Genomic DNA, 15,513 nt, shown 5'->3' with positions numbered 1-15,513 from the left:
GCGCTTGCGGAAAGTTGAGCGGTCCATGACGCAAAGCCAATAACGGCGCGGCTTTGGAAAATTGAACATCAGGTGGATTAGTGGTTGTTGCGGCCTGTATCCCGCGTCCTTTATCGTTGAAAGCAATCAAGGCCAACACTTCAATAGGGGATGTGATGGGACAACATGCCTTCATCGACAGGAGTCATCGAAAGGGAGAAATCGGAAGTTCGTGTCAGCGGCACCTCGCTCCTGCTGAGGGATCGGGGCAAACGCGTGAAGCGGCATTGGCAGCTCTATTTGCTTGTACTGCTTCCGCTTGCTTATTTGTTTATTTTCAAATATATCCCCATGTACGGGGCTCAAATCGCCTTTCGGGATTTCAGTCCGGTACGAGGCTTTCTCGGCAGCGAATGGGTGGGCTTAACGAATTTTAACACCTTCTTCAAATCGCCGAACTTCTGGCTGCTCATTAAGAACACGCTTGTAATCAGTCTTTACTCGCTGCTCGTCGGGTTTCCCGCACCGATTATTCTGGCCCTTGCACTGAATGAAGTGCGAAGCATGCGCTTCAAACGAATCGTGCAAATGGTGACGTTCGCGCCGTATTTTATCTCGACGATCGTCATGGTTTCCATGATTATTCTGTTCCTGTCGCCAAGGCTCGGTTTTATCGATCATATCTTGAGCGTGTTTGGCATGGAAGCCGTGAATTTCATGGGGATTCCCAGCTACTTCAGCAGCATCTTCGTATGGTCGAACGTGTGGCAGGGGATTGGATACGGCGCGGTTATTTACCTGGCGGCTTTAGCCGGAATCAATACCGATTTGTATGAAGCGGCCCGAGTGGACGGGGCATCGCGTATCCAGAAGGTGTGGCATATCGATATCCCGGGCATTATGCCTGCGGCAATCATATTACTCATCTTGAATGTCGGGCAGATCATGAACGTGGGCTTTGAAAAAATCTACTTAATGCAAAACCCGCTCAATACGAGCACCTCGGAGGTTATTTCGACCTACGTGTATAAGATCGGGCTGCTTGGCGCGAACTTCAGCTTCTCAGCCGCCGTCGATTTATTCAATTCGGTCATCAATCTCATTCTGCTGTTAAGCGTCAACTATTTCGCAAGACGCCTATCAGACAGCAGCTTATGGTAGGAGGGGTTCGCAGGTGGCGCGTTCAAACGCAATTCGGGAATCGTTCGGAGACAAGCTGTTTCTGACGCTGGTTTATGCCTTCTTGGGAATCATCCTGCTGGCTGTTCTATATCCGCTCTTGTATATCGTAAGCTCGTCTTTCAGCTCGCCGCAGGCGGTAATCAGCGGGAGAGTGTGGTTGTTTCCGGTGGACTTCAGCTTAGCCGGCTACAAAGCGATCTTCTCCAATCCGATGATCATGACGGGGTACGGCAATTCGCTCTTCTACACGGGCTTCGGGGTCTTAATTAACGTCACCTTGACCGTTATGCTGGCATATCCGCTGTCCAAATCGACGTTTTATGGTCGACATGCCATCATGGTGATCTTAGTGATCACGATGATGTTCAGCGGCGGTCTGATTCCGTATTACTTGACGGTGAAAAATATCGGCATTCTGGACACCAGGTGGGCCATGCTCTTACCGGGCGCGATGGCGGTCTGGCAGGTTATTATTGCCCGAACCTTCTTCCAATCCAGCATTCCCAAGGAGCTTGGCGAAGCTGCGGAGCTCGATGGTTGCTCAGATTTAGGCTTCTTATTTCGGGTCGTATTGCCGCTCTCAAAGCCGATCTTGGCCGTACTTGTGCTCATGTATGCGGTCGGACATTGGAATGCCTACTTCGAAGCGCTTATATTCCTGAAGTCGCAGGAGCTGTTTCCGCTTCAAATCGTGCTGCGCAATATACTAATCCTTAATTCCATCGACTCCAGCATGATGGTGGACGCCAATAAAATGTCCGCGATGCAGGGACTCCGCGACTTATTGAAATTCTCGCTTATCGTCGTCGCAACGGTACCGGTGCTCGCCATTTATCCGTTTGTGCAGAAGTATTTTGTACAAGGCATTCTGATCGGCTCCCTGAAAGGATAATCGGGCATATTCGGTCCTGGAGGTGATGCCGGCAATTAGCGGTAAGGATGCATGTGCGTGAAGAGAGAAGCATGATAAGATTGAAATTATCGAGGAGGCGTCTGTCTTGAAGATGAAGAGAAGCTCGAAAATGCTAGCTTTACTAGTCATGATCGCGTCAATCGTCACGGCATGCAGCAGCAACGGCACTAACGGTAGTAACGGCAGTGGAAGCGAGGGAGCGGATAACGGATCGGCCAACAAGGTGGATACCGGAAAAACGGTTACGCTGAATACGTTCATCAGCGTTTCTCCGAAGATCGAAGACATTAATACGAATGCAGTAACAACGTATTTGGAGAAGAAGCTCAATATCAAGTTCAAGTTCGATGCAACGCCAAGCGCAAACGCCAAGGACAAGAAGAAGCTGATTCTGGCGAGCGGCGATTATCCGGCCGTGTTCCTCTCCGGTGATTTCACGCAAGCGGAGCAAATCGATTACGGCAAGCAAGGTATTCTTAGACCGCTGAATGACCTGATTGACCAATATGGCGATGAAATCAAACGCGCGTTCACGGAAGACAAGGATCTGAAGGACGCGATTACAGCTCCGGACGGCAACATCTATTCGCTGCCGCATATTAATGACTGTTTCCATTGCTGGTATTCGCAGAAGCTCTGGATTAACAAGACGTGGCTGGATAAGCTGGGTTTGAAAATGCCGACGACGACGGACGAATATTTTGAAGTGCTCAAGGCTTTCAAGACGCAGGACCCGAACGGCAACGGCAAAGCGGACGAAGTCCCGCTGTCCGGTGCGTTCAATACCTGGCATGCCATTCCGTCCAACTTCTTAATGAATGCTTTTATCTATGATAATGATGAGGATTTCTTCTACTTGAAGGACGGTAAAGTGCAGCTGGCCGCCAATCAGCCGGAATGGCGCGAAGGTTTGGCCTACATTAACAAGCTCTTCAGCGAAGGGTTGATCGATAAAGAAGCGTTCACGCAGAATATCGACCAAATGGCGCAAGTCGGCAACCAAGAAGGCGACAATGTCATCGGCAGCGTGACCGCGGGTCACATCGGCATGGCCTTCAGTTTGGCTGAAGGGCAGAACCGTCATAAGGAGTATGTAACGGTACCTCCGCTTACAGGTCCCGGGGGAGTTGCTTATGCCGGCTACTATAAGGCATACGGCAATGGACAGTTCGCAATCACGAATAAGGCATCGGAGGAAGAAGCAATCGCAGCGATCAAAATGGCCGATTACATGTATTCCGAAGAGCATGCCATCATGAACGAATACGGCCTTGAAGGAAACTTCTGGGAGAAAGCTCCGGATGGCGAGAAGGATGTGCACGGCAATCCGGCCAAGTACAGCTTGAAGCCGAAATATTGGGATATCACGACGACGTCCAACGATACTTGGGATCAGATGGGCATCACGAGACGGACGCGCGAAATCCGTGAATCCTGGACGGCGCCGGCCGATATGTTCTCCCAGCAGGGCTATGAATTCCGTCTCTTCACCGAAACGGCGAATAATTACGAGAACAAGCAGCCGGAAGAGACGTTCCCGCTCACGATCTTCATGGATGAGAACGACGCGAAAGAAACGATTATGCTGCGCACGCAAATCAACGAGTACATCCGCTCCAACATGGCGCAGTTTGTAACGGGCTCGAAACAGCTGACGGATTCCGAGTGGGACAGCTACGTCAAAGGCTTTGAGGGCTTAAATCTGGCTCACTATCTGGATATCTATCAGAAGGCGTACGATAGCAAGAAGTAATAAGCGGAAGAGTAAAGGCTGTGCGGCTCCGAGTCATTTATCTCGGGCGCATAGCCTTTTTTGGGTTGTGGAAATTTATAACAATCGTTATGCTGTATGAAGCAGCGGTACGAATTCCACACCTGATTACGGATGCGTAAGGAGAGAATTACCTATGAGAATAGTGACGAGCAAATATTTGCTGATTGCAAAAATTGGGGTACTGGTCTGGATCGGCGGAGCAATTCTGGGAGGACTTTATTATTACAATACAATCGCAGATCTGGATAACTTCTACGCTGACCCTAGTCCTGCACCTCTGTTCATTTATACCTTTATCTCAGGATTTGGATTAATAGCAGCCATATTTTCAGGATTATTGCACGTCTCCTCAATGCGTAGATAGTACGTATAGTGCGGCTAATAACCTGTCAATAATTATGACTTAATGAATAAAGACGACAATGGTATACTGAAAAGAGGTATAGCAAATAGCCCGCTCTGATGATGAATAGTCCGCAGCGATTAAGGAGTATAGTTATGTTTCATACGGAAGAATACAAAGGCTCAAGAGCAGATAATTATGAACTGTTAATCCGCCAATTGCATGCGTTGCTGGACGGAGAAAGTGATAGCATTGCTAATTTATCCAACGCTTCGTCGTTGCTTAACCAGTTCCTGGATACCATCAATTGGGTAGGATTCTATCTATATAAGGGCGATGAGCTTGTGCTAGGTCCATTCCAAGGCTTGCCTGCTTGTGTGCGAATTCCGCTATCTCGAGGGGTATGCGGCAAGGCAGCGAGCGACAAGGAGACGGTTCGGGTGGCCAATGTCCATGAGTTTCCCGGGCATATCGCATGCGACGCAGCTTCCCAATCGGAGATTGTCGTTCCCATCCTCAAGAACGGGGAATTGCTGGGCGTGCTCGATATCGACAGCCCGATCCTAGAGCGCTTTGACGAGCTGGATCAGCAGTACTTAGAGAAGTTTGTGGATGCGCTGGTTTCGCATCTGTAAGAGATCCGAATGAAGTCCGCGTGATAGCGCGGGCTTTTTTTATGGGGATTGATCGGATACTTGGCTAGGCGCGATTCCGGCGATCAGACCAAAAATACAAAAACGATGCGCCAATCCTCCATTGCCCGAGGGAGAGACGATCTCTTATAATGTATTGAGATTAATTATCAATATCATTCATAGGAGAGAGGTACTAAAATGAATAGTAGAATGAAACGAGGAGCGCTCTATTGCGTGCTAATTATAGCCCTCATGATGCTGGCTTCATGCGGGAAGTCTGCGGGCAACAACAGTAACCAAGGGGCAAATTCCAATCAAGCTGTGTCGGATGAGGCTGCTTCCGAAGAAACGACAGAGGCAGCGGCTGAAGAAACAACATCTGAAGAAACAACGGAATCCGAAGAAAGTCAGGCTACGCGCATCTATAAAGATGCCGACGGCAAAGAAGTGGAAATCCCGGCGAATCCGCAAAGAATCGTCGTTCTCGAATATTTGGGCGAAGCGCTTGCTGTTGGGGCAAAGCCGATCGGTACTGCAGGTTATTTAATCGACGCATTCGCGGGCAAAGTGGATGGCATCCAGGACGTAGGAGATGTGCCGGTCAACCTGGAGAAAATTACGGCCATGAACCCGGATTTAATCGTTTCATTTGACGGGGGAAGCGACCGGGAGGATCGCCCGCAATTGGAGAAAGTGGCACCGTTCGTCTCGATTGCTTGGAACGGAACGTTATATGAACATCTTCGTGCGATGGGGGACATCGTTGGCAAGAAGGATCAAGCGGAGCAATGGATCAAGGACTACGAGGCGAAAGCTCAATCGGCCAAGGAGCAAATTTCATCCGTCGTTCCGGCAGGATCCACTGCGGTTGCCCTGGGCATCTTCGATAAATCGTTCTACGCTTACGAAGACCGCAATATCGGACATACGTTGTACCATGCACTCGGCTTCACACCTACCCCTAAGATTAAAGAAATGATGGAAGACGGGGAAGCGTCCGGCGCGAAGGAAATTTCACTCGAGGTACTGCCGGAATATGCGAAGGCGGATTACTTGTTCGTCATGCTCTACGGTGATGAGAAGACAGTAAATCAGAAATACGAAGATCTAAAGAAAATGAAGATGTGGACCAATATTCCCGCCGTAAAAGCCGGCCATGTGTATGTCGTAGGACCGGAGTGGTTCTATTATGATGCGCTTACGCTGGAGTGGGAATTGGACGAGACCGTTAAGATGTTAACAGCGAAGCCGGAATAAACAAGCGAGGTTTGTACGATGGAAACTGCGAGGATAAGAACAGAGCCTGGCACAAGCGATAACGTATTGTTCGCGCTGGACAGAGCCGAGCGTCACGTGTGCCGATTCGGTTGGAAGATGGAGAAGCGAATAACGGACGTTTATGCATTGATCGCGGTTTCGGAAGGACGAGGACAGATTGTTTTAAACGGCAAGGTGCGTTCCTTGGCGCCGGGCAAAGCATTCCTTCTGCCGATCGGAACTGTACTTGAGGCGGAGAGCGTGCTGACGGGAGATCTCGTATTCTGCGAGATCTCTTTCCGAGCGTTTCGCTTGGATGATCGCAAGACGATAAGCGCCAGCGGCGTTGCCGATCCGATCTTCGGGGTCGGCTTCGCGCGCGACGAGGAGATCCGTGCAACGCCGTTCTCCAAGCTTGTGCAGCTTGCCGAGGAGATTTGTGCCCGCGAGGCAGCTCTGGCCATTAAGGCTGAACCGGCTGCGCGAATCAAAAACAACGGGAAGCTGCAGGAGCTGGCAGCATTTCTCCTCGAGAGCTGCGTTCCCGTCAGCGGGGATGCTTCCGATTACGAGGTCAGTGATTCGCGGCTCGCAGTGGAACGATCCATTACGTATTTGCGCGAGGCATATCTGGAGGAGATCAGCCTTGCGGAGCTGGCGTGTAAGGCAGGCATTGGGCGATCGCAATACGCGCGGCTGTTCCGCGAATTGACGGGCAAGAGTCTCGTCGAATTTATGACGGACTTGCGAATTGACCGTGCCAAGGCATTGCTGACGACGACCGGAGGGAAGCTGCGGGATATCGCTAAGCAGACGGGATTCCGCGACGAGTATTATTTTAACCGACGGTTTAAACAGAATGTCGGGGTATCGCCGAAGCAGTACATGAATCGCAGCAAGGAACGGATGAGGGTGCTTTCCATGGAATACTTGGGCGAGCTGCTGGCACTCGGCGTGCGACCGATTGCGGCGGCCCGTTACTTAACGGAGAGTATCCCGGGCAGAGGGCCGATTCCGGATATGAGAGACATCGGCAACGTCGACGAGGAGCTGGCGACGATCATCGGTTTAAAGCCTGATCTCATCTTGCTCAGGGATGGGGAAAGCGACATGTCGGCGATGGCGAGCAGCTTATCGAGAATTGCTCCGGTCGCCCAGGTCTCCTGGGAAGATAACGTCTTCGACCACATGAACGCCGTTGCCGGTCTGATCGGGCGGGAACGAGAAGCGAAGGAGTGGGCACTGCAATATGAGAAGAAAGCGGAACATGCCCGTTCTGCTCTGAGAGGGTGCTTAGGCCAAGGGGAGACGGTCGCGCTGCTCGGCGTCTTCGATGACTTCCTGTGCGTATTCGCCGATCGCAACGTTGGACATACGTTCTATCATGTGCTTGGCTTTGAACCCCCGTCAAAGGTGAGGAAAATCATTTCGGATCGAACGGAAATCGGCGCGCGCAACATTGCAGAGAAGGAATTGGCGCAGTACGATGCGGATCGCATGTACATCATGGTATTCGGCGGAGCCAGGGCAGAGCTGCGTTATAAGGGCTTGACCGCTTGCCCGGAGTGGAAGCAATTGAGCTCGGTTCGGCGAGGGAAAGTTCAACGTCTGGACGGCCGCTGGTTTCCCTACGATGCCTACACGTTGGATTGGGAAATCGATGAGGTTATGAATCTACTGAGGGAGGGCTGAGTGACAGGATGGAGAAGAGTGAATGGAATACCGCGTTAAGCACGGAGCTTGCCAATTCCTTCAACATTGGACTTCAAGCACCGGAATCGCCGATTATCAGCATACAGCTAACCGATTTGTTGGTCGAATCGAATATGACAAGATTACTTGAAGCCCATATGCCATTAATTAAGACGACTTCTCTTGACGCGTCCGCAGTCTCGGTTGCGATTGGAGTGGGAAACTTAGCTTTTGCTCAGCAATACGCACTATCCGTGCATGGGGTAAGCATAGACTTTTCCTTAGCGAATGTTGAACTCCATCTTTACATGCAAGACGGCTATGAAGCGTTTGGCTATACGTTGAAGCAATGGGAGGAGCGCAGCCTGCCGGTGCAGGGGGCCGATAGGGAAACATCGCGTCAGCAAACGTTGTATGAAATCTATCAAGCTACCATTCGGCCAATCATAGAAGCCGCGAGCCATGCGGCTTCTATTCCTCCAAGAGAACTGTGGGGGCAGCTGCCTTCAAACCTGCGTTACTATATGAGCGTCTGGCAGGAATCGGCTGATTCGGAGCAGGTCCGCGTAAGACTCGAAGAAGATTATCTTTATCTGCGCGAAGGGCTGGAGCCGGAAGCCTTCGGGGCGAAGGTCAACCCCTATCGGGCTGATCCCCCTCTAACAGAGGATCTGAGTGAACCCGGCCGCATGATTCCTCTTAAAAATACCTGCTGCCTGTACTTCAAATGGGAGGATGGAGAATACTGCTTCGCTTGTCCCCGGGTGAAGGAGTCGGAGCGGGAAGCCAGAAGGACGGCATGCCGCGGAGCCTAAGACATGCAGCCCATTAAAGGCCTAATCATGAGCAAAACCCCTAGCTGCTTTGTGCGATGCTATGGGTTTTTGCTGCGTTATTCGGAGTGGCTTGAAAATCTTAGCATTGACGATGAGAATAATTATCAATAAAATCAGAACAGGGCAGTACGCTGCGAGCGGGACTAGCTGACAATAAGGATTCATCAGACTGGAGTAGTTTACCTTGTTATCATTCATGAAAACGCAAAACCCGGTGGAGCAGCCGGTCGAAAGTGTACGCATTCATGCGAGGCCGTGGACCGCGACTTTCATCATAATAGGCGGGCTGATCGGGCTTGCTCTGTCGATTGCTTTATCCGTTTCATTCGGAGCAGCCGATATCAAATTCGCAGAAGTGTGGGGCGCTATTTTTCATTACCAACCGGATCTCGTTTCGCATCAGATCATTCAGGAGCTTCGTTTGCCGCGCGTGCTCGGAGCTGCGCTTGTCGGCGCCAGCTTCGCAATCTCGGGAGCGATTATGCAGGGGATGACTCGCAATCCGCTCGCGGATTCGGGCCTTCTCGGCCTCAATTCCGGGTCGGGGTTCGCGCTGGCGGTGTGCTTTGCTTTCTTTCCGGGCTTGCCGTATACCTACTTGATGCTTTATTCATTCGCAGGTGCCGGACTTGCTGCGTTGATCGTATTTGGGCTCGGAGCAGCTTCACGAGGAGGACTGACGCCGGTTCGACTGGTGCTCGTCGGCGCGACTCTGTCAGCGATGCTGACGGCGCTTAGCGAAGGGATCGCCATTCAATACCGGATCGGACAAGACTTGGCTTTCTTTTACGCGGGCGGCGTGGCCGGCGTGAGATGGTCGCAGCTCGAAATCATGGCTCCTTGGTTCGCGGTTGCGGTGGCTGCTGCAATCATGCTGTCCCCGGCAATTACGATGCTAAGCCTAGGGGATGATGTCGCCAAAGGACTGGGTCTTAGAACGGGACTCATCAAATTTCTGGCGATGCTCGTCGTGCTTGTGCTTGCCGGTGCAGCCGTGTCGGTAGCAGGAGCGGTCGCATTCATCGGACTGCTGGTACCGCATGTCACTCGCAAGCTGGTCGGCGTCGATTACCGCTGGATCATCCCTTGCTCGGCGATTCTGGGAGCAGTGCTTGTTGTACTGGCCGATCTCGCGGCGAGGACGGTCAATGCGCCGGAAGAGACGCCTATCGGCGCACTGATTGCCATTATCGGCGTGCCTTTCTTTCTTTATTTGGCTCGTAAAGAAAGGAGGGAGCTGTAAGTATGAGTACGAGAGACATTATGGTATCTCCCGCTGAGAAACGGATGCATAAACGAAATCTTATTGTAGTAGGAGCTTTCGGCCTCGCGATCATAATCGTGTTCATCTTAAGCATGAACACCGGCTTTATTCGGCTTACTCCGATGGAACTGCTGCACACGATTCTGGGAGACGGGACGTCACAGCAAGAATTGATTTTATTCGATTTTCGATTACCTCGTATCGTCCTGTCGCTACTGGTTGGCACCGGTCTGGCGGTGTCAGGCAGCGTCATGCAAGCGATCTCGCGCAACGGATTGGCAGATCCGGGCATACTCGGCGTAAATTCAGGCGCGGGTTTGGCGGTTCTCTTGTTCGTCGTGTTCTTCCCGGTAGCGGCAAGTGCTCCCGTATATCTATTGCCGCTGCTCGCATGGGGCGGGTCGGCGTTCACCGCCGCACTTGTCTTTACGCTGGCCTACCGGCGCAATGCGGGGATATCGCCTACGCGGCTGCTGTTATCGGGCGTTGCGGTGACGGCGGGCATATCCGCTGTTACGATTGTGCTGTCGCTGCGGATTTCGAAAGAAAAGTTTATGTTCATCCAAACGTGGCTGGCGGGAAGCATCTGGGGGAAAGACTGGCAGTTCGTGCTCGCCTTGCTTCCGTTCATCGCAATCCTCTTGCCGTACGTATTCTACAAAGCAAGAACGTTAAACATCCTTAATTTAGGTGAGTCCATGGCAACGGGGCTGGGGGCGTTCGTCTCCCGTGAACAGATTCTCCTGTTGGCAGCGGCTGTCGGACTCGCGGGCTCCTGTGTTGCGGTAAGCGGAAGCATCGGTTTCGTCGGTTTGATTGCTCCGCATCTGGCTCGCAGGCTGGTCGGTTCGCGGCATCAGGCGCTGCTGCCTGTTACCGCACTTGTAGGCGCACTGCTCATTATCACGGCAGATACGATCGCCAGATGGGCGTTCATGCCATCGGAAATTCCGACGGGCATCGTCGTCGCCGTAATTGGTTCTCCGTATTTTCTTTTCTTGTTGGTGCGTTCGAAAGCCTAGTCATGCTCCGCATAAGAAACCGTCACCGCTTTATTAACTAACGAATCATATAAGAGAAAAGGACGGCCTCAAGTGGAGGCTGTCCTTTTTGCGTTTGCAAGCCAATTCCTCAGGCCTACCCATATACAAAGCAGCGGAAGGTAGCCGTACATGAGAATCCATCCCGACAGGTTCAAAGCAGAGTCCAGTTTATTGATCATCAAGGGGCTTTTCATAGGAAGCATAACGACAAACACGATACTGATGGTGATCCATAAGGCGGGCCTTGATCGGAAGCCGATTGTTTTCTTGAGAATGCGAGTCCCTCCCCACAAGCCGACGCAGCAAGGGGAAATAATGACGAAAAACCAAATGAAAATATACACATAATCAAATCGTTCCAGAACCGGAAAACTGATGATTTTGGATAACATAAGCGTTGGCCATATGATATGTCTCAGCTCCTGTAGATTTAAGAATGCGAAGCTGACCAAGGCGATCAGAAATGGAATAATCGTAGAATGAGCTACGGCAAGATGAGCCCATTTCTTGGACTTTTCCTGATTTTTGATGAACGGGTACAAGAGCAGCAGAAATTCGGCCCCCAGAAAGGTGCTTAATGAATGATAGGCTGACTCCGCATACTGATACCCCGTATGATTGAACAGCGGGAGAAAGTTCGTCCAGTGCGCATGCTTCAGCGGGTAATACAGGGACGGAATCAACATAGACGGGAGGAGAACACAGACAAGCGTAATCCCGGTTATGACCCTTAAGCCCCCGGTAACGATGTAAGCGGAAATGAGCAAAAACAAGACCGACAAGCTCCATAGTTGTGTATTGGGGAAAACCCAAACATGAATGACTTCCATGTACGATCTTAACTCATTTATGATAAACAGAAGGATATAACCATAGAACGCGAAAGTAAGCAATTTCCCGAGCCACTTGCCGAATAACTGGTTGTGAAGCGAAATGATATCGCCTTCGGCTGCATGCTTCATCAAATAAAACATCATGACAATAAGGAGATGAAAGCTTATGCCAACGAGCGCAAAGGAGAGCAAGGCGTCCATTTCAGCCCCTTTAATGATGCTGTTCTGAAATATTAACAAGGTGCTGCGCATTTGGGTACCGTGTATTAATATCCATAGGAAATATGGAGATAGGGTTAAGCTTTCCTTCACATGCGTTCCCATCCGGTTACAGGTACCCCCTTACGTCATTATTCTGCGATTCCCGCCTTGGTTAACAGGACATGAATGTGAACATCGAATTGGACATCATCGTACTCGGTCGCATAGAACCTCTGCTCCGTCCAGCCTCTTTGGCGAGACCTTGTCAAATCACCGATGCCCAGCGGGTCAACGCCTTCCTTCACGAATTTGCGCAGCAAGGCAAGAATATGGCTTTGTATCTGCTTTTCCAGCTGATCAGTCAACGACTTCGTGTTTGCTTCTTCGCCTAAAGAAAACCAATCCGGATATTCATTCACCATCCCCTTTAACTTGAAGGAATAGGTCACTTTCGTCTCTGATTGAACGGTGGCTACCTTCCTCTTCATCTTGCCGGAAGTTGTATGAAATACGGCAGGGGACTGCTTGGCGCCTTTCCTGATCTCAAACGGGATATCTCCGCGAAGTGATCGGCCTTGCAGCAATTTATAGTACACCATTTCTTCTTGGTTCAAGATCAGCTTCAACCGGTCGCCTTGAAAGATCGCGTATCCGGCGATTTCAATTTGCTTCTTGTCGTTTAACTTGAGATAAGGTACGGAAAAGTCCCGCCCCAATCCGTAATAATCAAATAAGACGCTCGATACGGTCGAGTGTGGGATCATTTCTTGCTTCATATTCTGATCGATCAAGTGATAAGGAAACTCTTTGCTGTCTTTGCCCAATAAACTAGTTGCTAAGGAGGCTACGGAGTCGTCAACGACGGCCAAGGTCACATAGAAGCTGATGATAGGGTCCCTGCAAAAGGTTTTAATAAACGTCTTGACCCCTTCGGCGGCTACTTCTTTGCTAAAGGCCAGCATTTTCAGTTTCTCGATCTGTATGGGCTGTGCGGATTGGAAGGCCATTTCTTTGATCATAACCCTTGTTCGCTTGGCTTCTCCTTGAAGCACCTTTATTCTTCCCTTATCCTCGTAATCAGCATAGAGTGCCGAGGCCTTGTATCCGGAACCTTGCTTATCGAAACCGAGTACGGTCAAGCTGCGAATATGGTCGACAACGACTGCATTGCTGCAGCCCGTCAGAACAATGAACGAAACGATAATAAGCAGACATTTCATCCTATTCATTGCTAATGTCCTCCTTATCTCCTTTTGGACGATAACGGACAAGCGACTTTGGCTTTAAATAATTTCTTCTGTTTGTCATATAGGACAGAGGAGCGCGGATGAAGCTGTCCGAGAAGTTGCCGGTACGAAACGGAAAGATCGGAGCCAGGTAGGGTACCCCTAATGATTTCAAGCGCAGTAAATGTCCTGCAAGCAATAGAAATCCGGTAACAATGCCTAATCCTCCCCATAAAGCTGCAAGCAGGATAAAGGGAAAGCGTAACAGCCGAATCGTATTCGCCATCCTGAAAATAGGGGTTGTAAACGAGGCTAGTGCCGTTAACGCAACGATAATCAACAAAATATTGCTGGTCAGCGCCGCGTGAACCGTCGCCTGTCCGATTACAATACCGCCGACGATGCCTAAGGTTTGTCCGATTTTGGCAGGCAGCCTTGCTCCCGCCTCCCGCAGCAGCTCGATTGTGATCTCCAGGAAAATGGCTTCAACAAAAGGCGGAAACGGAACGTGGCTGCGTGAGATGATTAGCGGCTCAAGAAGCGTTTCGGGCAGCAGCGCAAAATGATAGGTTAATACGGCAACATATAAGGGTGTGGCGAATACAGAGAAAATAACGCTCATGATGCGAATGATCCGAAAGAACGATCCGACGATCCAGGGTACGTAATAATCCTCAGGTGATACGAAGAAATCCAAAAAGCCGGATGGCCCCGTAATCACATAAGGCGATCCGTCCGAAAGAATGGCGACTTGTCCGTTAATAATTGCATAGACCACGCGATCGACTCTCTCCGTGGATAGAAACAAGGGGAACGGCGTGTTGGTATGATCCGAAATGATTTGATCCAGTATCGAGCTGTCGAAAACAATATCGGCATCTGCCGCAGTAAGCCGCTGCCGTGCCGTCTCTACGTGCTGATCGTTCGTCACGCCGTCGATATAAGCGATCATTACCGTGGTGTTGGACATGGACCCGACCGTTACTTCTTCAAAAACCAGCTCCGGTACGGCAATTTGCTGCCGAAGAAGGTGGATGTTGAGTTCGATATTTTCAACAAAGCCGACTTTGGGCCCGACGACGCTAAACTCATTCTCGGTTTCATTGGTCATCCGATGACCGAGATCCGCTTGATTGACGTTTACGAGGAGGAACGCATGCTCGGCTTCGTTTAGCTGCAGGACTACATAACCTTTAATCAGCTTATTTCCTACATCCTCCGGATCATGGGTCACTTTCACATCTACGAAGGGAATGATGTTTTTTAGATCGTCCAGATCATGAATGAGTCCGATGTGTTGTTGAATTTCCGAAATAATGTATCGGTTTATTTTCGTGCAATTCACAAGCGTTTCATAGTAGCTGATTTGAATGCGTACAGGAAAGTTGCCTTCAACCGGAGAAAATTGATGAAAATCACCGGATTTCAGTGCCAGCTCAAAAACCTCGGAGATTGTCTTCGGGGTTTTATGTTGTTGATTCTTATCCGTACCCGTAACAGAATCGCTATCCACAACAGGTTCATTATGCCGTTTCATCGTATGCTCCTTGCCTACACCTGTGGTATGATTAACACCATTATGTTACGGGATGCCCATTTCTATACAATGCGGCAATTTGAAGTCGGCCATGTTATCCCACTTGCAAATAGGGGAATATGAGACTAATATAGGTTTATGCAAATGAGGCAACAACGTTAGGAGGTGTGTGTTAAACATGATGACCAACATAGAGCTCTGCAACTGTACCAAGTTGAGACGTGCCGCACGTCATATTACGCGGTTCTATGATACCTGCTTGTCAGAGACCGGCTCGGGACTCCGGGCTACGCAATACGCGATTCTAGGCTACCTGAAGAACCGCGGGTCACAGACGATGAATGAACTCGCTGAGCTTATGACGATGGATCGGGCCACGATTGGACATAATCTACGGCCGCTCGAGCGTGACGGCTTGGTTCGGATCGAGGTAAGTGAACGAGATCGGCGTGCCAGAATCGTGTCCATTACCGATGAAGGCTTGAACCGAATGGAGATCGGAAGAATCGGATGGGAACGTGCTCAGGCTGAGTTTGAAGGGAAATTCGGCGCCGAACATGCAGCCTCGATGAGAAACATGATGGATGACGTTGTTGGTGTCAGCCTTCAAGCATAACGGATAGATAGCTGCATATCGACGATAGTGTAGGATTTGTCATTATCGTCGATTCGATGTGCGAACGTTTGCTAAATAGGGGCATATAAGACTATATAGCGTTATCCGATTCGAGCTCCTTGTAATAATCAGGTCATCCTGTAGCAAACTAAAGGTTATATGGGGGAACACGCCGGTTTCTT

At 50.2% G+C, this 15,513-nt stretch carries 14 protein-coding genes; 11 read left to right on the top strand and 3 right to left on the bottom strand.

Translation table 11 applies throughout. The features are described 5' to 3' along the window. Positions 1-165 precede the first annotated feature (165 nt). The 10 genes from BM412_RS18860 (at position 166) to BM412_RS18815 (ending at position 10,897) form a co-directional block, all read left to right on the top strand. Positions 166-1,140: an ABC transporter permease gene (locus tag BM412_RS18860; protein ID WP_091221731.1), complete on the top strand. Its 975-nt coding sequence runs from the start codon at positions 166-168 to the stop codon at positions 1,138-1,140. 13 nt (positions 1,141-1,153) lie between these two features. Continuing rightward, the gene (locus BM412_RS18855; RefSeq protein ID WP_091221729.1) at positions 1,154-2,053 is read left to right on the top strand and encodes a carbohydrate ABC transporter permease; all 900 of its coding nucleotides are present in this window, start codon (positions 1,154-1,156) and stop codon (positions 2,051-2,053) included. Positions 2,054-2,159: 106 nt separating this feature from the next. Continuing rightward, a complete protein-coding gene (locus BM412_RS18850) occupies positions 2,160-3,827 on the top strand; it encodes a type 2 periplasmic-binding domain-containing protein (protein WP_091221726.1) in 1,668 nt (555 codons plus the stop codon). Positions 3,828-3,981: 154 nt separating this feature from the next. Further along, positions 3,982-4,212: a hypothetical protein gene (locus BM412_RS18845; RefSeq protein WP_091221723.1), complete on the top strand. Its 231-nt coding sequence runs from the start codon at positions 3,982-3,984 to the stop codon at positions 4,210-4,212. Between the two features lie 134 nt (positions 4,213-4,346). Then, positions 4,347-4,826, top strand: coding sequence for a GAF domain-containing protein (locus BM412_RS18840; protein ID WP_091221721.1), 480 nt, complete (start codon positions 4,347-4,349; stop codon positions 4,824-4,826). A gap of 198 nt (positions 4,827-5,024) precedes the next feature. Then, positions 5,025-6,083 (top strand): ABC transporter substrate-binding protein, encoded by a 1,059-nt coding sequence (locus BM412_RS18835; protein ID WP_091221718.1) that lies wholly within the window; start codon positions 5,025-5,027, stop codon positions 6,081-6,083. A gap of 18 nt (positions 6,084-6,101) precedes the next feature. Beyond that, positions 6,102-7,775, top strand: a complete 1,674-nt coding sequence (locus BM412_RS18830; RefSeq protein ID WP_091221716.1) for an AraC family transcriptional regulator — start codon at positions 6,102-6,104, stop codon at positions 7,773-7,775. An 8-nt stretch (positions 7,776-7,783) separates the two neighbouring features. Continuing rightward, a complete protein-coding gene (locus BM412_RS18825; RefSeq protein WP_091221713.1) occupies positions 7,784-8,590 on the top strand; it encodes a (2Fe-2S)-binding protein in 807 nt (268 codons plus the stop codon). A gap of 217 nt (positions 8,591-8,807) precedes the next feature. After that, entirely contained in the window at positions 8,808-9,854 is a 1,047-nt protein-coding gene (locus BM412_RS18820) for a FecCD family ABC transporter permease (protein ID WP_091222929.1), read from the top strand. Between the two features lie 2 nt (positions 9,855-9,856). Next, a complete protein-coding gene (locus BM412_RS18815; RefSeq protein ID WP_091221711.1) occupies positions 9,857-10,897 on the top strand; it encodes a FecCD family ABC transporter permease in 1,041 nt (346 codons plus the stop codon). 68 nt (positions 10,898-10,965) lie between these two features. Here BM412_RS18815 and BM412_RS18810 read toward each other — a convergent pair whose 3' ends face one another. From BM412_RS18810 to BM412_RS18800, 3 genes are read right to left on the bottom strand one after another with little or no spacing between them, the layout of a single operon-like run. Next, positions 10,966-12,075 (bottom strand): GerAB/ArcD/ProY family transporter, encoded by a 1,110-nt coding sequence (locus BM412_RS18810; protein ID WP_091221709.1) that lies wholly within the window; start codon positions 12,073-12,075, stop codon positions 10,966-10,968. A gap of 26 nt (positions 12,076-12,101) precedes the next feature. Next, entirely contained in the window at positions 12,102-13,181 is a 1,080-nt protein-coding gene (locus BM412_RS18805; protein WP_091221706.1) for a Ger(x)C family spore germination protein, read from the bottom strand. Next, positions 13,174-14,715, bottom strand: coding sequence for a spore germination protein (locus BM412_RS18800; RefSeq protein ID WP_091221704.1), 1,542 nt, complete (start codon positions 14,713-14,715; stop codon positions 13,174-13,176). The genes BM412_RS18805 and BM412_RS18800 overlap by 8 nt, the downstream gene beginning before the upstream one ends. A 178-nt stretch (positions 14,716-14,893) precedes the next feature. On the opposite strand from BM412_RS18800, the gene BM412_RS18795 reads away from it, so the two are divergent. Next, a complete protein-coding gene (locus BM412_RS18795) occupies positions 14,894-15,331 on the top strand; it encodes a MarR family winged helix-turn-helix transcriptional regulator (RefSeq protein WP_091221701.1) in 438 nt (145 codons plus the stop codon). Positions 15,332-15,513: the final 182 nt, after the last annotated feature.

Source organism: Paenibacillus sp. BC26, assembly GCF_900116125.1.
GTDB lineage: Bacteria > Bacillota > Bacilli > Paenibacillales > Paenibacillaceae > Paenibacillus_Z > Paenibacillus_Z lignilyticus.
This window is presented reverse-complemented; position numbering and strand designations above follow the sequence as displayed.